This window comes from Nocardia sp. NPDC057353 (assembly GCF_042667085.1).
Classification (GTDB): Bacteria; Actinomycetota; Actinomycetes; order Mycobacteriales; family Mycobacteriaceae; genus Nocardia.
On the sequence record NZ_JBHVAK010000012.1, the window covers coordinates 82,786 to 99,901 of the forward strand.

Below are 17,116 nucleotides of genomic sequence, written 5' to 3' on the forward strand. Positions count from 1 at the left end.
CTTTCCGAGGGTGCAACGCGCGTGTCCGGTTCGCGTGAGACGCAGGTTAATTTCGCGCTACGAACGATCGGGGTGCGATTTCGTCCGCGCGCGGCCTGCTGGTAACCTCGACCTTCGGCGCAGCGTTACCTGCTGGTCCGAGCCGTTCCGGTTCGACCGCCGCATGCGCATGAGCTTTCGAAGCACACCTAACCGACAGGAACCAGAGGATACCGGCGTGGCCAATATCAAGTCCCAGATGAAGCGGATTCGCACCAACGAGGCGGCGCGGCTGCGCAACCAGTCGGTGAAGTCCGCGCTGCGCACCGCGATCCGCAGCTTCCGGGAGGCCGCCGACTCCGGCGACAAGGACGTGGCGGCCGAGCGCCTGCGCTTCGCCAGCCGCAAGCTGGACAAGGCTGCCTCCAAGGGCGTCATCCACGCCAACCAGGCGGCGAACAAGAAGTCCGCGCTGGCCCTGGCCTTCAACAAGATCTGAGCACCCGGCGCCGCTCGGCGCCCGCAGTACGCCGCCGCCGTGGCCTCGACGACCACGGCGGCTTTTGTCGTGTCCACCGGCGGTGCGGCGGCGGTCCCGGTGCCGGTGGGTCGCCCGCGCGGGGTTCCACGCGCTGTCGGCCGCGCCGGCTACGATTCGGCACATGGTGACCGTGTACGCGAATCAGACCGTGGTCCGAGCCGAGGATCTGCCGGAGGTGATCCGGGCCGCCGAGGTGCTCGGGCTGGGGATCAAGATCGAAAACGTGTTGGTGCCCGACGACGAGGGCGGCGAGGCGCTGGAGTGGATCGTCACCCGGGACGACGAGGTGCCGTCGTACGACGAGTGGGACGGGCGGTTCGAGGAGTCCGAGGTCGAGGACGAGGGGTTGGTGCTCACGTCCGCGGAGTGAGGCGTCGCTGACGGGCCGGTGCGGTTCGGACTCCCGCGCCGGCTAGGATTGCCGCCCGACGTCCCTGCCGGCCGACGTCCCTGCCCGCCGTGGCCCGTCGCGGACAGCGCCCGCGGCACCGTCGCGGCCGAGGAGGGCGCGGGCTGCAACCCGGCATCCCTGCACACCGCCGCCCGCGAGGTGACGACTGGGTCGTCGACGTACAGAAGCGGTTCAGCGGCCGCGGGCCCGCCGCGGACAGCGGCTGCGGGCAGGTCGAGGGACGCGGCTCGAAACCTGGCCGGTCAGTTGTCGCCGTGCAGGTCGCAGATGCGACCCAGTGCTTGCTCGAGGGCGTAGCCGGAGTCGGCGGCGCCGCCCTTGACGTCGGCGTTGAGGGTGGCGACGACCTGCATGGCGCTGCCGATCTTCTCCGGGCTCCACCCCCTGGCCTGCGCCTTGGCCTTCTTCACCTTCCACGGCGGCATGCCGAGCTGCTGCGCCAGCTGCATCGGGTCGCCGCGCCCGGCGGAGCCGACCTTGGCGATGGTGTGCACCGAGTCGGCGAGGGCATCGGCGAGCAGGACGTGCGGGACGCCGCGGTCGTCGGCCCAGCGCAGCGCCTCCATGGCGGCGGCGCGGTTGCCGACCACGGCGAGCTCGGCCACGTCGAAGCCGCTGACCTCGGCGCGGCCGGAGTAGTAGCGGCGCACCGCGGCCACGTCCAACCTGCCGCCGGTGTCGGCGGCGAGCTGGGAGCAGGCGGCGGCCAGCTCGCGCAGGTCGGAGCCGACGGCGTCCAGCAGCTCCTGCACCACGTCGCCGCCCGCCCTGACGCCCGCCGCACGGAACTCGCCGCGCACGAAGTCGACCTTCTCCGCCTGCTTGACGAGCTTGGCGCAGTGGTGCACCCGCGCCCCGCCCTTCTGCAGGGTGCCGGCGAGCGCCTTGGCTCGGCCGCCGCCGGAGTGCAGGACCACGAGCACCACCCCCGGCGGCGGGTCGGCGGCGGCCGCGCCGATGAGCGTGACCGCCTCCTTGCCCGCGTCGGCGGCGGATTCCAGGATGATCAGCCGGTCCTCGGCGAACAGCGAGGGGCTCAGCATCTCCGCGAGCTCCGCGGTGGTGGCCTCGCCTGCGCGGCGCCGCTCCACCGGCACCGCCTCCGGGTCCGGCGCGGTGGCCCTGACCTCGGTGGTGACCGCAGCCACCGCCCGCTCGATCAACAGCTCCTCGTCGCCGAGCACCAGATGCACCGCTGCCGCCTGCTCGCTCACGCGGTCGATCCTACGGTTCGCTGGTGACACGGGTTTCCGGCGCCGCTCGCCGGAGCCCCGGTGCGGCGGAGACATCACGGTTCACCGCGCGGGGAACGGCGGAACCGACGGTGACGTCGGCGGGCTCGGCAATTCCGGCGGGCGCAATTCCGGCGGGCGCAATTCCGGCGGGCGCAATTCCGGCGGGCGCAATTCCGGCGGGCGCAATTCCGGCGGGCGCAATTCCGGCGGTTGCGGTTCCGGCGGTTGCGGTTCCGGCGGTTGCGTGGCCGGCGGGGGCGTGGCCGGCCGGGGTGACCCCCGGCGTGCCGGAGGCGCGGGCTCGGCCCGGTCCCCTCTGCGCACCGCCCTGGCGTGGAGCCCGAGATGAACGCCCAGAAGTAGTACCGCGAGAACGATTCCGGTGAGTGCCCCGCCGGGTATGGCGACGGTGGCGCCGGGTATTCGCGCGGTGTGCTCGGCGACCTCGAGCAGCCACCAGAGCGGGAGGGCGGCGGGGCGGAGCAGGAGTTCGGCGGGAAGCGCCCAGGCCCAGGCCACGGCGGCGGCGAGGGCACCGAGCACGGTGATGACGGCGATGACCGGCGCCACGAGGACGTTGGCGAGGACGGCGACGAGGCTCAGCTTGCCGGTCGCGGCGACGACCAGCGGTGCGGTGACCGCGAAGGCCGCGGCCGAGACGGCCACGAGCTCGGCGGGAGCCCGCCACCAGCCGTGGCCGCGGAGCGCGGCGGCCCAGCCGGGGGCGATGAGGATCAGGGCGGCGGTGGCGAGGACGGAGAGCGCGAAGCCGATGCTCACCGCGAGCGCGGGCCAGACCGCGAGGAGCAGGATCACGGCGCCGCACAGGGCGGGCAGCGCCTGCCTGCGCCTGCCGGTCAGCAGGGCGAGCACCGTCACCGAGCCCATGGCGGCGGCGCGCAGGACGCTCGGATCGGGCCGGGCGATCACCACGAAGAGCAGCAGCGCCAGCGCGGCGGTGGCGGCGCAGGCCGCGGGCGGGAGGGTCAGGACCCGGCAGAGCGCGAGCACCGCAGTCAGGACGATGGTGACATTGGCGCCGCTGACCACGCAGAGGTGTTGCAGCCCCGCGGTGGCGAAGTCGTCCCGCACGTCGTCGGTGAGCCCGGAGGTGTCGCCGAGCACCAGTGCGGGGAGCACGCCCGCGGCGTCGCGCCCGAGTACCCTCCGGGCCGCCTCGGTCAGGGAGCTGCGGACCGGCACAGCTGCCCGCTGCCACCAGGGTGGCTGCTCCAGGACCGCGGGCGGGGCATTCGCGCGCAGGACGGCGACGGTGAGGTCGCGGGTCCGCGGTGCCATCGGCCGGGCCTGGAAGCGGAGGAGCGCGCCCGGCGTGATCCGGCCCCACCCGTCGCCGCCCGCCAGGATGGTGACCGTCCCACCCGCCCGCACCCGCTGCCCCGCGTGCCGGTACTCGACCAGGTCGGCGCGCAGCACCCAGCGCCGCTGGTCGCCGAAGGATCTGCCGCGCACCGGTTTCGGGTCGTCCGTCGGCACGGCGAACACCTGCACCGAGGCCCGGTCCGGCAGGGCGCGCAGCGGGTGCGCGGCGACCCGCTGCTCCCGCCAGGCGGCCGCGGTCGCGAAGCCGGTGCCGAGCAGGAGCGCGGCCACCATCCCCCAGACCAGGAACCGCCACCGCTCGGCGCGGCGCACGCCGCCGCGCAGCAGCCAGATCCAGAGTCCGCAGGCGGCGCCGACGAGCAGGACCGCGAGGACCAGCCCGCCGACCCAGCCCGCGGTGATCGCGACGACCGTCGCCGCCCAGCAGAGCACGGCCGCCGGGACCAGGCGGGCGTCGAGTGCCCGCGGCTCGGGGGCGGGCGGCTCCTCCGGCCGGACGATCGGCCAGTAGCCGGAGAGCGTGGTCACCGGGTCCCCCGGCGGGCGCTGCCCGCTCACAGCGTGACCAGCTCGCGGAGCCGGGCCAGCCGCGCCGGGCCGATGCCCTCGACGTCGGCGAGCTGCTCGATGTCGCTGAACCTGCCGTTGCTGTTCCGCCAGGCCACGATGGCGCGGGCGGTGACCGGGCCGACGCCGGGCAGCGCGTCGAGCTCCGCCTCGGTGGCGGTGTTGAGGGCGACCTTCGCCGCGGCGCCGGGGGCCGCGCCCTGGGTGCCGGGGCGGGCCGCGCTGCCGGTGCCCGCGGTGCTGCTGGTGCGCGGCGGGGCTGCCGGGTCGGCGGTGCCGACCAGGATCTGGTCGCCGTCCGCGACCTTCTGTGCGAGGTTGAGCCCCTGCAGGTCGGCGCCGGGCAGCGCGCCGCCCGCCGCGGCGAGCGCGTCGGCGATCCTGGCGCCGGGCGCGAGCCGCAGCAGGCCGCCGTGGTGCACCAGGCCGACGACGCTCACCACCAGCTCGCCTGGGGTCTCGTGCGCGGGGGCGACATCGCTGCGGGCGGGGTCGGGGCCCGCGCTGCTCGGCGCCGCCGCCATGCGCACCGCCGGTACCGGCGCCACCTGGCTGATCACCGGGCGATCGCGCCACACGGCGTACGCGGAGATCACCACGGCCAGCAGGCCGACCAGGGCGAGTGCCGCCGCCGCGCGTCGGGTGACGGCGGTTCGGGCCGCGGCGAAGTGGGTGGGCAGCAGGCGTTCGTACCAGCGCGGCGGGCGGGCTCGGTCGTGCAGCCAGTCGGGTTCGCCGATGGCGTCGGGGCCGGTGGCCCCGGTTCGCCCCAGCGGGCGCGGCGACTGCCGTGCGGGTGTTCCCCGCCGGGCTCGTCGTCCTCGGGATCGGCGGCGCGGTCGCCGGGCCACGGGTCGGTCTCGCGCCAGCGGCGGAGCCTGCGCCTGGCGTCGAGCTGCTCGGTCTTGGCGGCCCAGCGGGGGTCGGCGACCGCGGGCTGTGCGCCCGGCGGATCCGTCGGCAGTGGAGCCCGGAGGGGGCCGGTTGCCGCCGGTTCGTCGCGGGCGGCGGTGAGGACGCCGAGGCGCCTGCGGATGCGGTCGTGCTCCTCGTGTCGTGACATGGGGCCGACGCTAGGTCGGGACGCCGCTCCCCCTCCGGCGGCGACCTGCGGATTCCGTTCCCCTGTGGATATCCGCGGAGCTGGGGACAACTCGGCGTGGCAGGCGCGGGCAGGGCACAACCCCCTCGATCGATTGCTGGAATTTAACTAAAGTCCTGACCCTTTCCATCTCATTTGCCACTCAAGTATCTGTGCGCAGCTCGTGCCACTTTCATTGCAAGGCAGTAGAGACGCTGAAAGTATGCTGTGCGCATGGTGGCGAACCCGGCACCGATGCTGGCCGTCTCCGGACAACCGCCGGACGACGCCGCGCTGTGGGCGGTCGAGATGAAATGGGACGGGGTGCGCACGATCGTCCGGATCGACGCGAACGGTTGCCGGTTCACCAGCCGGAATGCCAGGGACATCTCGCGCTCCTACCCCGAGCTCGGGGCGGCGCTCGACGCCGTCGCCCCGGACTTCCCGCTGGTCGTCGACGGCGAGATCGTCGCGCCCGATCCGCGGACCGGGGCGCCCTCGTTCGGGCGGTTGCAGCACCGGATGCACGTGGCCGCCCCGGCGGCGGGGCTGCTCGAGGCCTACCCCGTCGAGTTCGTGGTCTTCGACGTGCTCGAGCTCGACGGCGAGTCGCTGCTCGGCAAGCCGTACGTCGAGCGCAGGGAGCGCTTGGCCGCACTGGAGCTGGGCGGGGAGCTGGTGCCGGTGCCGCCCAGCTGGTCCGGGGTACGCCCGGCCGCCCTGCTCGAGGTGGCGGCGCAGCACCACCTCGAGGGGATCGTCTGCAAGCGGCTCGACTCGACGTACCGGCCGGGGCGGCGCTCGCCCACCTGGGTCAAGACGCCGCTGCGGCGCAGCACCGAGGCGATCGTCGCGGGGTGGCTGCCCGGCAGCGGGCGGTTCAGCGGGACCTTCGGGTCGCTGGTGCTGGCGGCGCACGACGACGGCGGCCGGCTGGTGCACATCGGGAATGTCGGCACCGGGTTCACGGCGGCGGTGCGGCGCTCGCTGCAGGGGCAGCTCGACGAGCTGGCGCGGTCTTCGGTGCCGCTGCACCGGGCGCCGGCGCGGTCGGCGGTGCCCGGGGTGCGCTGGGTCGACCCGGTGCTGGTCGCCGATATCGAGTTCCGGGAGGCGAGCTCGTCCGGGTTGCGGCACCCGAGCTGGCGCGGGCTGCGCTCGGACAAGACCGCGGACGAGGTGCGGACGCCGTCCTGAGCCGGGCCGGGCGGATAGGGTCGGACCGTGCCGGAGCTGATCGCGCCCACCGCGGCGCTGCACGCCGCCTGGCTGGCGGCGCACCGGGAGTGGGGTCCGGGGACGCACGAGGACGGATTCGGGTTGCGGGCGGGGGACGAGGTCACGTCGGCGGCGGGGTTCGCGGCGTGGGTGCGCAGGCTGGCGGCGGAGTCCGGGCAGTGCACGTATCGCTGGATCGTCGAGGACGGGCAGCTGCTCGGGGCGATCGCGCTGCGGCACGGGACGGACGGCGCTGTGCTGCGGGCCGGGCACATCGGCTACGGGGTGCGGCCGTCGGCACGCGGGCGCGGGGTCGCGAGCTGGGCGCTCGCGCGGATGCTCACGGTGGCGCGGGAGCGCGGGATGGGGCGGGTGCTGCTGGTCTGCGCGGACGGGAACGCGGCGTCGGCGCGCACGATCGAGCGTGCGGGCGGGGTGCTCGAATCGGTGCGCGACACCGAGCTGGGCCCGGCCCGCCGGTACTGGATCGCGCTCGATCGGCGCGGTGGCCGCGCGGCGCCCTGACGGACGATCCCGATGGCGAACAGGACGAAGCGGACCGGAGATGCCAACCGGACCGCGCTGTCCGGACTCGCTAGAGTGGGCGGATGACTTCACCCGGGCGGGTCAACAGGGGCCCGCGTGCCGCCGCGGACAACCGCGCCGCGCTCATCGCCGCGGCTCGGAAAGTGTTCGCCAGCAGCGGGTTCGACGCGCCGCTCAGCTCCATCGCGCGCACCGCCGGGGTCGGGCAGGGGGTGCTGTACCGGCACTTCCCGAGCCGGGACGCGATCGCGCTGGCGGTGTTCGACGAGAACATCGCGGAGGTGGAGGCGCTGGCCGCCGACCCGGAGACGCGGGTGGACGCGGTGCTGGAGGTGATCGTCGAGCAGGTCACCGCGTCGGCGGCGTTCGTGGCGATGCTGCGGCCGACCGGCAGTGAGCCGCGATTGCTGGCGGTGGCGGAGCGGTTCACCGCGCTGATCGCGAAGAAGCTCGCGGATCCGGCGCAGCGCGGGGATCTGGACCCCGCGCTGGACGCCGCCGACGTGGTGCTCGCGGTCGCCATGCTGGCGAACGTGCTCTCCGAGTCGGATCCGTCGGCCCGGGGCGAGACCGCGCAGCGCGCGTGGAAGTTGCTGCGCCACGGGCTCGTTCCCCGGTGACGCGGGAGATCCCCGCGCCGCGCGGGGGTTGCGCGCCCGCGCGGCAATCCCGGACAGCGCTCGACCGAGCAGGGGTGCGCGCACTCGCGAAAGTACCGCGGGCGCACGCTGAGTAGCGCGCCACAACCGGGAGGCAACGCGGCACCGATCGCACCGCCGTCGGTGCCGCGGGTGCTGTTCTCAGCCCCCGCAGCCACCGGGGATCACGACGATCCCCACGGCTCCCGCCCCGAGGTGCACGGCCAGCGCCGGGCCGAACTCGGCCTCGACCAGCTCGCCGACCTCCGGCAACTGCTCGCGCAGCTGACCGGCGACGGTCGCGGCGGCGTCGGCGGCGCCGAGGTGCTGCACGCCGACCGCGGCGGGCTCGCCCCCGACCGCCTCGACGGCGGCGGCGACCAGCCGGCTGTACGCCTTGGACCGGGTCCGGACCTTCTCCCGCAGCTCGAGCCGCCCCTCGACGATCTGCAGCAGCGGCTTGGTGACGAGCTCGCTGCCGAAGAACGAGGCCGCGGTCGAGAGCCTGCCGCCCTTGCGCAGCTGCTCGGTGCGGTTGACCAGGATGAAGGTGCGGGCCCGCCCGGCGGCGGCGACGGCGGCCTCGTGCACCGCGGCCAGGTCGGCACCCGCGGCGGCCCGGCGGGCGGCGCTCAGGACGGGGAGCCCGGTGGCGAGCCCGGCGCCGAGCGAGTCGACCAGCCGGATCCGCTCCGAGCCGAGCTCGGCGATGGCCTGCCTGCCCGCCTCCCAGGTGGCGGAGAGCTGCTGGGAGAGGTGCACGGCGACCACTCCGGCGCCGCCGCTGCGCGCCAGCGCGCGCTCGTAGACCGCGCGCAGCTCGCCGGGCGAGGCGGCGGAGGTGCTGACGTCGTCCGAGCCGTAGTCGACGTCGATCGGGTCGATGCCCTCCCTGATGGTGCGGTCACCGACCAGGACGTGCAGCGGGACGACGACGATATCGAGTTCGGCGACGAGGTCGGCGGGCAGTGAGGCGGACGAATCGGTGACGACCACGACGGCCACGGTCTACCGGCCCTCCCGCACGCTCTCCGCGGCGAGCCCGGGGTGGGCCGCCAGCACCTTCAGCATCGACTCCGCGACCGCGGCGTGCCCGGCCCAGCCCCAGTGGATGCCGTCCGGGTTGCCCGCGCCGGAGAGCACGTTCTCGCGCACCGCCGCCCCGAGATCGACCAGCGGGACGCCGCTGCGCGCCGACCACGCGGTGAGCGCCCGCACCATGGGTTCCCGGCCGGTGTGCACCTTGCCGTACGCCGCACAGACGTGCACCGAGGGCAGCACCCCGATCATCGGCAGCTCGGGGCGCAGCCCGGCGAGCGCCTCCCTGGACTGCTCCAGGTAGTCGACGCTGACCCGCGGCGGCAGCGCGACCGGCCTGCCCAGCCTGGACAGGTGCGGCTGGGCCGCGTTGTAGGCCTCGCGCACCCGGCGGCGCAGCTCCGGCGGGCGGACGTAGCGGATGAGCTCCCGCAGCGCGGTGGGCAGCGGCGATGGCAGCGAGTCCATGCCGCCGGTGGCGAAGATCACCGCGCCCGCGCGCGGGATCGCGGCCCAGATCCTGGGGTCGCCGATCAGCGCCCAGTAGGCATCGCGGCAGGTCCAGCCGATCCGCCCGACCAGCTCGACGTCCCACCCGAGTTCGGCCGCGACGAGGTTCGGCCAGATCCGCGGGTGGTCGGCGGAGAGCCCGCCGCGCGGCCCGAAGTAGGCCAGCGAGTCCGCGATCACCAGCAGCGTCGGCCTGCCGCCCGCGGGCGCGTCGAGAGGCTGCGCCTCAGAGGACATCCGGGGCCACCTTCGCCGCCGCGTTCCACACGTCCAGCCGCCACCCCGGCCGCTCGAAGCTCGGGCCGTGCGCGCTCAGCTGCACCCAGCTGGTGTTGGCCAGCCCACCGAGGATCGGCCAGTTCTGCGGCGGCAGGTCGAGCAGCGCGGCGGTGAGCGCCGCGATCAGCCCGCCGTGCGCGACCAGGAAGATGGTGCGCCCCGGCCAGTCGTCGCGCTCCCGGTACAGCTCGTGCGCCAGCGGCAGCGCGCGGGCGCCGACCTCGAGCTTGCTCTCGCCGCCGGGCGGGGTGTAGGTGGCGTCCATCCGCCAGGCCACCCGCGCGCCCGGGTAGTCGCGGTCGACGTCGATGTGGGTGAGCCCCTCCCAGATCCCGAGGCTGGTCTCGCGCAGCCGCGGGTCCAGCGTGACCGGCAGCCCGGTGCTGTCGCCGAGCGCCTGCGCGGTGTCCCTGGCCCGGCGCAGGTCGGAGGAGACGATGGCGATGGCATTGCGCGAGTTGAGTTCGCGCGCCGCCTCTTTCGCCTGCCTCCTGCCGAGCTCGGTGAGGTCGGTGTCGATCTGGCCCTGCATGCGGTCGGCGGCGTTCCACTCGGTCTGCCCGTGCCGCAGCAGGATCAGCGTGCGCACGCCGGCGTTCTTGCTCACTCGGCGGCACCGTCCGCGGAGCGGACATCAGCGTCGCTGTCCACCGGGCGGCCGTCGGGGCCGATGCCAGGCACCGGGACGGTCGGGCAGTCCTTCCAGAGCCGCTCCAGGCCGTAGTAGTTGCGCTCGTCGTTGTGCTGGATGTGCACCACGATGTCGACGTAGTCGAGCAGCGCCCAGCGACCCTCGCGGGTGCCCTCGCGGCGCACCGGCTTGTGCCCGGCCGCGCGCAGTTTCTCCTCGATGTTGTCGACGATGGCGTTGACCTGCCGCTCGTTCGGCGCCGATGCGATCACGAAGCAGTCGGTGATCACCAGCTGCTCGGAGACGTCGAGCACCACCACATCGGAGGCCAGCTTCTCGTCCGCCGCCACCGCGGCGACCCGCGCCATCTGCACCGCTTCATCCGATGCGCTCATTCGCTACCTTCCGGTCCGTTCGGCACGTACAGGTGCCGCTTCGATATGTACTGCACGACGCCGTCGGGCACGAGGTACCAGACCGGGCGGTCCTCCGCGGCCCTGCGCCTGCACTCGCTCGACGAGATGGCGAGCGCGGGGACCTCGATCATGGTCACCGCGTCGGCGGGCATATCGCGCAGGTACTCCGCCAGGTGGTCGGCATTGAGTTCGTACCCCGGCCGGCTCACCCCGACGAACTTCGCCAGCTCGAACAGTTCGGCCCAATCCTGCCACGAGAGGATATTGGCCAGCGCGTCCGCACCGGTGATGAAGTACAGCTCGGCGTCGGGGTAGCGGTCGCGCATCTCGCGCAGGGTGTCGACGGTGTAGGTGACCTTGCCGCGGTCGATGTCGGCCCGGCTCACCGAGAAGCTCGGGTTGGAGGCGGTCGCGATGACCGTCATGAGGTACCGGTCCTCGGCCGCGCTGACCTTCTTGTCCGCCTTCTGCCACGGCTGCCCGGTCGGGACGAAGACCACCTCGTCCAGCTCGAACCGGTCGGCGACCTCGCTCGCCGCGACGAGGTGCCCGTGGTGGATGGGGTCGAAGGTGCCGCCCATCACCCCCAGCCGGGCCTGCCGTCCTGTTTCCCGCATGGCTGCCGAGCTTAACCGGTCACACCGGGAGCAGCCGGGACACGACCTCGGTCAGCTGCCTGGCCGAGCGGCACTCGTGCATCTCGATGATCTCGGCGTACTTGCGCGCCGCCGAGTCGCCGGAGCCCCAGTGCGTGGTCGCCTCCGGGTTCAGCCAGTGCGCGTGCTTGGCCGTCCCGACCAGCGACGCCAGCGTGGCCAGCCGGGGGTCGCGGTAGTTGGTGCGGGCGTCGCCGAGGATCAGCAGTGAGCTGCGGCTGGTCACGGCTTCGGGGAAGCGGTCGGCGAAGCCGTTCAGGGCGGCGCCGTAGTCGGAGTGGCCGTCCAGCCCGACCACGTCCGCCTCGGCGAAGATCCTGGTCATCGACTCGTCCAGCTGGGTGTGCGGGTCGAAGAACCGGGTGACCTCGTCCACCTGGTCGACGAAGGCGAAGATCCTGACCCGGGAGAACTGCTCGCGCAACGCGCTGACCAGCAGCAGGGTGAAGTTGCTGAACCCGGCGACCGAGCCGGAGACGTCGCAGAGCAGCACCAGGTCCGGGCGCCCCGGCCGGGGCTTGCGGTTCACCAGGTCGATCGGGACGCCGCCGGTGGACATGGATTTGCGCAGCGTGCGGCGCAGGTCGATCTCGCCGCGCTTGGCGTGCCTGCGCCTGGCCGCGAGCCTGCTGGCCAGGATCCGGGCGAGCCGCTGGGTGCTGCGCCGCAGCTCGGCCAGCTCGCGTTCGGAGGCGCGCAGGAAGTCGACGTCCTCGGCCTGCCTGGCGACGCCGTAGCTCGCGACCCGCTCGCGGCCGATCCGCTCCGCCACCCGGCGCCTGGTCTCCGCCTCGACCCCGGCGCGGAAGCCCTCGATCCGCTGCCTGGCCTGCCGCCGGGCGATCTCGGTGTCGAAGTCGGAGGCGTCCGCGGGCAGCCGCAACCCCTCCAGGATCTTGGCCAGCAGCGTCTGCGGCTGCACGTCGCGCAGTGCCTGATAGGCGGAGAAGGACGGCCCGCGCGCGGACTGGTACTGCCCCATCTGCTCGACCAGCTGCCCGATCAGCTGCTCCAGCTGCGGGCCCGGGTTCTCCTGGGCGAGCAGCTCGGCGAGCATGGCGCGCAGCTCGGGGATGTCGACCCGGCCGTCCGGGGTGCGCGGGATCTCGATGTCGTCGGCCCAGTTGCCGCGCTCGCCGAGCGCGACCGGGAACCACAGGTCGAAGAGGCCGTCGAAGGTGGAGCGGTGCGTGCTGCGGCGCAGCAGCGCGCAGGCCAGCCCCTCGCGCAGCACCTCGCGGTCCATCAGGTCGAGCACGGTGAGTGCCAGGCCCGCGTCCACCGTCTCCGACGGCCCGACCGGGATGCCCCTGGTGCGCAGCGCCTCCACGAAGCCGACGAGGTGCCCGGAGAGGCCGTGTGGCGCGTGCAGCGACGGCTGTTCGACAGCCACGGCCTAGGCCAGCTTCAGCTCGTTCAGCGCCCGCTCGTGGTCGCTGCGGTGCTTGAGCACCACGCCGAGGGTGGAGCGCACGACATTGTCGTCCAGGTCGGTCATGCCGAGCGCGAGCAGGGTGCGGCCCCAGTCGATGGACTCGGCCACCGACGGCAGCTTCTTGAGCTGCATGCCGCGCAGCACGTGCACGATCCGCACCAGCTGCGCCGCGACGGCGGGGGCCAGGTCGGGCACCCGGCTGGCCAGGATGCGACGCTCCAGCTCCGCGTCCGGGAAGTCCAGGTGCAGGTAGAGGCAGCGCCGCTTGAGCGCCTCGGAGAGCTCGCGGGTGGCGTTCGAGGTGAGCACCACGAACGGCTTGCGGGCCGCGGTGATGGTGCCGAGCTCGGGCACGGTGACCGCGAAGTCGCTGAGCACCTCCAGCAGCAGCCCCTCGATCTCGACGTCGGCCTTGTCGGTCTCGTCGATCAGCAGCACGGTCGGGTCGGTGCGCCGGATGGCGGTGAGCAGCGGCCGGGAGAGCAGGAACTCCTCGGTGAAGACGTCGGCCTTGGTCTCCTCCCAGTCGTTCTCGCTGGACGCCTGGATGCGCAGGATCTGCTTGGCGTGGTTCCACTCGTAGAGCGCCCGCGCCTCGTCCACGCCCTCGTAGCACTGCAGCCGGACCAGCTCGGCGCCGCTGGTCTGCGCGACCGCGCGGGCCAGCTCGGTCTTGCCGACCCCGGCGGGGCCCTCGACCAGCAGCGGCTTACCCAGCCGGTCGGCGAGGAAGACCGAGGTGGCGGTGCCCTTGTCGGCGAGGTAGCCGGTCTCCGCCAGGCGGTCGATCACATCCTCGACCGAGGCGAACACGGGTTCCTGTACGTCGGTGGTGCCCACCGTGCCGTCCTTTCCGTTCGGGGTCAGACCGGCCGGACCTGGCCGTCGCCCCAGACGATCCACTTGGTGGAGGTGAGCTCCGGCAGCGCCATCGGGCCGCGGGCGTGCAGCTTCTGCGTGGAGATGCCGATCTCCGCGCCGAAGCCGAACTGCTCGCCGTCGGTGAAGGCGGTGGAGGCGTTCACCATGACGGCGGCGGCGTCCACCCTGGCGCTGAAGGCGCGGGCGGCGGCCAGGTCGGCGGTCACGATGGCCTCGGTGTGCCCGGTGCCCCAGGTGTTGATGTGCTCGACCGCGGCGTCCAGGTCGTCGACGACCTTCAGCGCGATGTCCAGGGTGAGGTACTCCTCGCCCCAGTCGACGTCGGTGGCGGGGACCAGGCCGGGCAGGTCGCCGTGGATGGTGACGCCCGCGCCGCGCAGCGCCTCGGTGAGCCTGGGCAGCGCGGTCTCCGCGACGGCGGCGTCGATCAGCACCGTCTCGGCGGCATTGCAGACGCTGGGTCTGCGGGTCTTGGCATTGAGGAGGATGGCCTCGGCCATCTCGAGGTCGGCGGCGGCGTGCACGTAGACGTGGCAGTTGCCGGTGCCGGTCTCGATGGTCGGCACGGTCGCGTCGCGCACGACGGCGGAGATGAGCCCGGCGCCGCCGCGCGGAATCACCACGTCGACCAGGCCGCGGGCCTGGATCAGGTGGGTGACGCTGGAGCGGTCGGCGCTGGGCAGCAGCTGCACCGCGTCGGCCGGGATGTCGAGCGCGGCAAGGGCTGCACGCAGCACATCGACCAGCGCGGCGTTCGAGTGCGCGGCCGAGGAGGAGCCGCGCAGCAGCGCCGCGTTCCCGGACTTCAGCGCCAGCCCGAAGGCGTCGACGGTGACATTGGGGCGGGCCTCGTAGACCATCCCGACCACACCGAGCGGCACCCGCAGCTGCCGGATCTCCAGCCCGTTCGGCAGCGTGGAGCCGCGCACCACCTCGCCGACCGGGTCGGCCAGCCCGGCCACCTGGCGCAGCCCGGAGGCGATGCCATCGATCCTGGCCTTGGTCAGCCGGAGCCGGTCCAGCAGCGAGTCGGCGGTGCCTGCGGCCTGCGCGGCCAGCAGGTCCTCGGCATTGGCGGCGAGCACGGTGTCGGCGGCGGCCAGCAGCGCGTCGGCGGCGGCGTGCAGCGCCTCGTTCTTCTGCGCCGTGGTGAGCTGCGCCAGCGTGCGCGAGGCGACCCTGGCCCGGCGCGCGGCCGCGTGCACCGCCTCCCGGACGCCGGACTCCTGCTCGGTCGTTCCTGCCGTCATGGGGTACAGCCTACCCAGCGGTATACCGCGCGCGGACGGCGCTATCCGGGCTACTGTCCGGCCGGTGAGTGCCGAACCCCCGCCCGCCGCCGTCACCGTGCTCGGCAGCGTGAACATGGACCTGGTCGCCACCGTCGGGCGGCGGCCCGCGCCCGGGGAGACGGTGCTCGGCACCGGGTTCGCCGCGGTGCCCGGCGGCAAGGGCGGCAACCAGGCGGTGGCGGCCCGGCGCAGCGGGGCGGAGGTGCGGTTCCTCGGGGCGGTCGGGGACGACGTGTTCGCGCCCGCGCTGCGGGAGTCGCTGGTCGCCGAGGGGATCGACGTGCGCGGGTTGCGCACCGCGGCGGGGCCGAGCGGGACCGCGACCATCGTGGTGGACGGGGACGGGGAGAACACCATCGTGGTGGTGCCCGCGGCCAATCACGCCTTCGCGGAGCTGGGTCCGGCCGAGCAGGCGGTGATCGCCGCGGCGGACATTCTGCTGTGCCAGTTGGAGATTCCGATTCCGGTGGTGGCGGCGGGTTTCGCGCACGCGCGGGCGAACGGGACGGTGACGGTGCTCAATCCGTCACCGGTGCAGCGGCTTCCGACCGAGCTGTGGGCGTCGGTCGACATCGCGGTACTGAACCGGGGCGAGGCCGAGGCGATCGGCGACGTGCTGGACCAGGTGCCGCACCGGGTCACCACGCTGGGCGCCGACGGCGCGCGCTACGACGGCCCGGACGGGTGCTTCACCGTCCCCGCCGTCCCGGTGCGCGCGGTCGACACCACCGGCGCGGGCGACGCCTTCACCGGCGCGCTCGCCGCCCGCTGGGCGCACGGCCCTGAGGCCGCGCTGCGCTGGGCCTGCGCCGCGGGCGCGCTCGCCACCACCGCGCTCGGCGCGACGGCGGCCGTCCCCGACGCGGCGACCATCGCGCGCGTGCTCGCCGAGCAGGACGCGCGGCCGGACTGAGGAACCAGCTCGCGGCGCACCGGGCACAGCAGGCCGCGGCACCCGCCGAGCTGCCCCGGCGCGAACACGCGGACCCGCCGCCAGGGCGGCGGAATATTGCCTCGCGCAGCGAACAGACCTTTCCCTACCGTTGACGTACCCGAACGGAAGGACGACCGATGTTTCCCGTCGAGCTGCGCGGCACCCGCGCGCAGACGCTCATGTGGGCCGAAGAGCACGAGATCGAGCAGTCCGCCCTGCGGCAGCTGCGCACCCTCGCACAGCTCGAATGGGTGCACGGCGTCCGCGTGATGCCGGACGTGCACCTCGGCAAGGGCGCGACGGTCGGCTCGGTCATCGCCATGCGGGACGCGGTCGCCCCCGCCGCGGTCGGGGTCGACATCGGCTGCGGCATGGAGAGCGTGCGCACCGACCTCACCGCCGCCGACCTCCCGGACGACCTGAAGGGGCTACGCTCCCGGATCGAGGCGGCCGTCCCGGTGGGCTTCAACGCGCACGGGTCCCAGGTGAACGTCACCGCACTCGGCGCCGAGGTCTCCCGGCTCGGCGCGAGCACGGCGACGCTGCGCACCGGCTGGGACCGGTTCTGGCACGGCTTCGACGAGCTGGACCGCAAGGTCAGGCCGCGGGAGGCCAAGGCGCAGAAGCAGATGGGCACGCTCGGCGGCGGCAACCACTTCATCGAGCTCTGCCTGGATCAGGCGGACACGGTGTGGGTACTGCTGCACTCCGGCAGCAGGAACATCGGCAAGGAGATCGCCGAGCGGCACATGGCGGTGGCCCGCGGGCTGCCGCACAACGCCGACCTGCCCGACCGCGACCTCGCGGTCTTCCTGGCGGGCACCGACGAGATGGCCGCCTACCGGCGCGACCTGACCTGGGCGCAGGAGTACGCGGCCAGGAACCGGGCCGTGATGCTCGCCCTGGTCTGCCGCGCGGTCCGGGACGAGTTCGCGGGCCGCACGGTGCGGTTCGAGCAGCCCATCTCCTGCCACCACAACTACGTGGCGGAGGAGGAGATCGACGGCATCCCCATGCTGGTCACCCGGAAGGGCGCGGTGCGCGCGGGCGCGGGCGACCTGGCGCTCATCCCCGGCTCCATGGGCACCCGCTCCTACGTGGTGCGCGGCAAGGGCAACCCGGCCTCCTACAACTCCGCCTCGCACGGCGCGGGGCGGCGGATGAGCCGGAACGCGGCCAAGAAGCAGTTCACGGTCGCGGACCTGGTCGCGCAGACCGAAGGGGTGGAGTCGCGCAAGGACGCGGGCGTCGTCGACGAGATCCCGGCCGCGTACAAGGACATCGACGCGGTGATCGCGGCGCAGGCCGACCTGGTCGACGTCGTCGCGACGCTGCGGCAGGTGCTCTGCGTCAAGGGGTAGTGGAACGGTGGCGGGCACCTGCGGTACCCGCCACCGTCGTGCGGCTGCCCGCCGCGGGGTCAACGGCCGCGGGCCGAGCCGCCGACGGGCCGCAGGGTGTGGCGCGCCCTCGGCGGGTCCT

General features: G+C 73.9%; 17 protein-coding genes and 2 pseudogenes. 8 read left to right on the top strand and 11 right to left on the bottom strand.

Annotated elements, in window-relative coordinates:
• Positions 1 to 217: 217 nt before the first annotated feature.
• Positions 218 to 478, top strand: coding sequence for a 30S ribosomal protein S20 (gene rpsT, locus ACFUUZ_RS08950; protein ID WP_378694076.1), 261 nt, complete (start codon positions 218 to 220; stop codon positions 476 to 478).
• A gap of 163 nt (positions 479 to 641) precedes the next feature.
• Positions 642 to 890: a hypothetical protein gene (locus ACFUUZ_RS08955; RefSeq protein ID WP_378694077.1), complete on the top strand. Its 249-nt coding sequence runs from the start codon at positions 642 to 644 to the stop codon at positions 888 to 890.
• Positions 891 to 1,174: 284 nt separating this feature from the next.
• Here the strand turns inward: ACFUUZ_RS08955 and holA are convergent, their stop codons facing one another.
• Positions 1,175 to 2,146, bottom strand: a complete 972-nt coding sequence (gene holA, locus ACFUUZ_RS08960) for a DNA polymerase III subunit delta (protein WP_378694079.1) — start codon at positions 2,144 to 2,146, stop codon at positions 1,175 to 1,177.
• 180 nt (positions 2,147 to 2,326) lie between these two features.
• Between holA and ACFUUZ_RS08965 the strand changes: the two are divergent.
• Positions 2,327 to 2,443, top strand: a pseudogene (locus ACFUUZ_RS08965) (hypothetical protein); the annotation flags it as partial.
• Between the two features lie 81 nt (positions 2,444 to 2,524).
• Here the strand turns inward: ACFUUZ_RS08965 and ACFUUZ_RS08970 are convergent.
• A pseudogene (locus ACFUUZ_RS08970) lies at positions 2,525 to 3,784 on the bottom strand (ComEC/Rec2 family competence protein); the annotation flags it as partial.
• Positions 3,785 to 4,065: 281 nt separating this feature from the next.
• Positions 4,066 to 4,929 (bottom strand): ComEA family DNA-binding protein, encoded by an 864-nt coding sequence (locus tag ACFUUZ_RS08975; protein WP_378694080.1) that lies wholly within the window; start codon positions 4,927 to 4,929, stop codon positions 4,066 to 4,068.
• A 464-nt stretch (positions 4,930 to 5,393) separates the two neighbouring features.
• On the opposite strand from ACFUUZ_RS08975, the gene ligD reads away from it, so the two are divergent.
• The 3 genes from ligD (at position 5,394) to ACFUUZ_RS08990 (ending at position 7,543) form a co-directional block, all read left to right on the top strand.
• On the top strand, positions 5,394 to 6,356 hold the full coding sequence (gene ligD / locus ACFUUZ_RS08980) for a non-homologous end-joining DNA ligase (protein WP_378694082.1): 963 nt from the start codon (positions 5,394 to 5,396) through the stop codon (positions 6,354 to 6,356).
• Between the two features lie 27 nt (positions 6,357 to 6,383).
• Positions 6,384 to 6,902, top strand: coding sequence for a GNAT family N-acetyltransferase (locus ACFUUZ_RS08985; RefSeq protein WP_378694084.1), 519 nt, complete (start codon positions 6,384 to 6,386; stop codon positions 6,900 to 6,902).
• 83 nt (positions 6,903 to 6,985) lie between these two features.
• Complete coding sequence (locus tag ACFUUZ_RS08990; protein ID WP_378694086.1) at positions 6,986 to 7,543, top strand: TetR/AcrR family transcriptional regulator; 558 nt, start codon at positions 6,986 to 6,988, stop codon at positions 7,541 to 7,543.
• Between the two features lie 180 nt (positions 7,544 to 7,723).
• Here ACFUUZ_RS08990 and ACFUUZ_RS08995 read toward each other — a convergent pair whose 3' ends face one another.
• The 8 genes from ACFUUZ_RS08995 to ACFUUZ_RS09030 are packed head-to-tail and all read right to left on the bottom strand — an operon-like array spanning position 7,724 to position 14,658.
• Positions 7,724 to 8,566, bottom strand: coding sequence for a DegV family protein (locus ACFUUZ_RS08995; RefSeq protein WP_378694088.1), 843 nt, complete (start codon positions 8,564 to 8,566; stop codon positions 7,724 to 7,726).
• A gap of 3 nt (positions 8,567 to 8,569) precedes the next feature.
• A complete protein-coding gene (gene octT / locus ACFUUZ_RS09000) occupies positions 8,570 to 9,346 on the bottom strand; it encodes a diglucosylglycerate octanoyltransferase (RefSeq protein ID WP_378694090.1) in 777 nt (258 codons plus the stop codon).
• Positions 9,336 to 9,995 (bottom strand): histidine phosphatase family protein, encoded by a 660-nt coding sequence (locus ACFUUZ_RS09005; protein WP_378694092.1) that lies wholly within the window; start codon positions 9,993 to 9,995, stop codon positions 9,336 to 9,338. Before ACFUUZ_RS09005 ends, octT begins: the two co-directional genes overlap by 11 nt.
• Complete coding sequence (rsfS, locus tag ACFUUZ_RS09010) at positions 9,992 to 10,414, bottom strand: ribosome silencing factor (RefSeq protein ID WP_378694094.1); 423 nt, start codon at positions 10,412 to 10,414, stop codon at positions 9,992 to 9,994. Before rsfS ends, ACFUUZ_RS09005 begins: the two co-directional genes overlap by 4 nt.
• On the bottom strand, positions 10,411 to 11,052 hold the full coding sequence (nadD, locus tag ACFUUZ_RS09015) for a nicotinate-nucleotide adenylyltransferase (RefSeq protein WP_378694096.1): 642 nt from the start codon (positions 11,050 to 11,052) through the stop codon (positions 10,411 to 10,413). Before nadD ends, rsfS begins: the two co-directional genes overlap by 4 nt.
• A 19-nt stretch (positions 11,053 to 11,071) precedes the next feature.
• The gene (locus ACFUUZ_RS09020) at positions 11,072 to 12,484 is read right to left on the bottom strand and encodes a VWA domain-containing protein (protein WP_378694098.1); all 1,413 of its coding nucleotides are present in this window, start codon (positions 12,482 to 12,484) and stop codon (positions 11,072 to 11,074) included.
• Between the two features lie 3 nt (positions 12,485 to 12,487).
• Positions 12,488 to 13,366 (bottom strand): AAA family ATPase, encoded by an 879-nt coding sequence (locus tag ACFUUZ_RS09025; protein ID WP_378694100.1) that lies wholly within the window; start codon positions 13,364 to 13,366, stop codon positions 12,488 to 12,490.
• Positions 13,367 to 13,389: 23 nt separating this feature from the next.
• A complete protein-coding gene (locus ACFUUZ_RS09030) occupies positions 13,390 to 14,658 on the bottom strand; it encodes a glutamate-5-semialdehyde dehydrogenase (protein WP_378694102.1) in 1,269 nt (422 codons plus the stop codon).
• A 64-nt stretch (positions 14,659 to 14,722) separates the two neighbouring features.
• Here ACFUUZ_RS09030 and ACFUUZ_RS09035 point away from each other — a divergent pair, with 64 nt between their 5' ends.
• Together ACFUUZ_RS09035 and ACFUUZ_RS09040 are read left to right on the top strand one after the other, a co-directional pair.
• Entirely contained in the window at positions 14,723 to 15,613 is an 891-nt protein-coding gene (locus ACFUUZ_RS09035; RefSeq protein ID WP_378694104.1) for a ribokinase, read from the top strand.
• A 158-nt stretch (positions 15,614 to 15,771) separates the two neighbouring features.
• Complete coding sequence (locus ACFUUZ_RS09040) at positions 15,772 to 16,995, top strand: RtcB family protein (protein WP_378694106.1); 1,224 nt, start codon at positions 15,772 to 15,774, stop codon at positions 16,993 to 16,995.
• Positions 16,996 to 17,116: the final 121 nt, after the last annotated feature.

Coding starts and splice junctions, on each gene's coding strand:
- ACFUUZ_RS08955 (WP_378694077.1), top strand. CDS start 642: ATGGTGACCGTGTACGCGAATCAGACCGTGGTCCGAGCCGAGGATCTG.
- ligD (WP_378694082.1), top strand. CDS start 5,394: ATGGTGGCGAACCCGGCACCGATGCTGGCCGTCTCCGGACAACCGCCG.
- ACFUUZ_RS08990 (WP_378694086.1), top strand. CDS start 6,986: ATGACTTCACCCGGGCGGGTCAACAGGGGCCCGCGTGCCGCCGCGGAC.
- octT (WP_378694090.1), bottom strand. CDS start 9,346: ATGTCCTCTGAGGCGCAGCCTCTCGACGCGCCCGCGGGCGGCAGGCCG.
- rsfS (WP_378694094.1), bottom strand. CDS start 10,414: ATGAGCGCATCGGATGAAGCGGTGCAGATGGCGCGGGTCGCCGCGGTG.
- nadD (WP_378694096.1), bottom strand. CDS start 11,052: ATGCGGGAAACAGGACGGCAGGCCCGGCTGGGGGTGATGGGCGGCACC.
- ACFUUZ_RS09030 (WP_378694102.1), bottom strand. CDS start 14,658: ATGACGGCAGGAACGACCGAGCAGGAGTCCGGCGTCCGGGAGGCGGTG.
- ACFUUZ_RS09040 (WP_378694106.1), top strand. CDS start 15,772: ATGTTTCCCGTCGAGCTGCGCGGCACCCGCGCGCAGACGCTCATGTGG.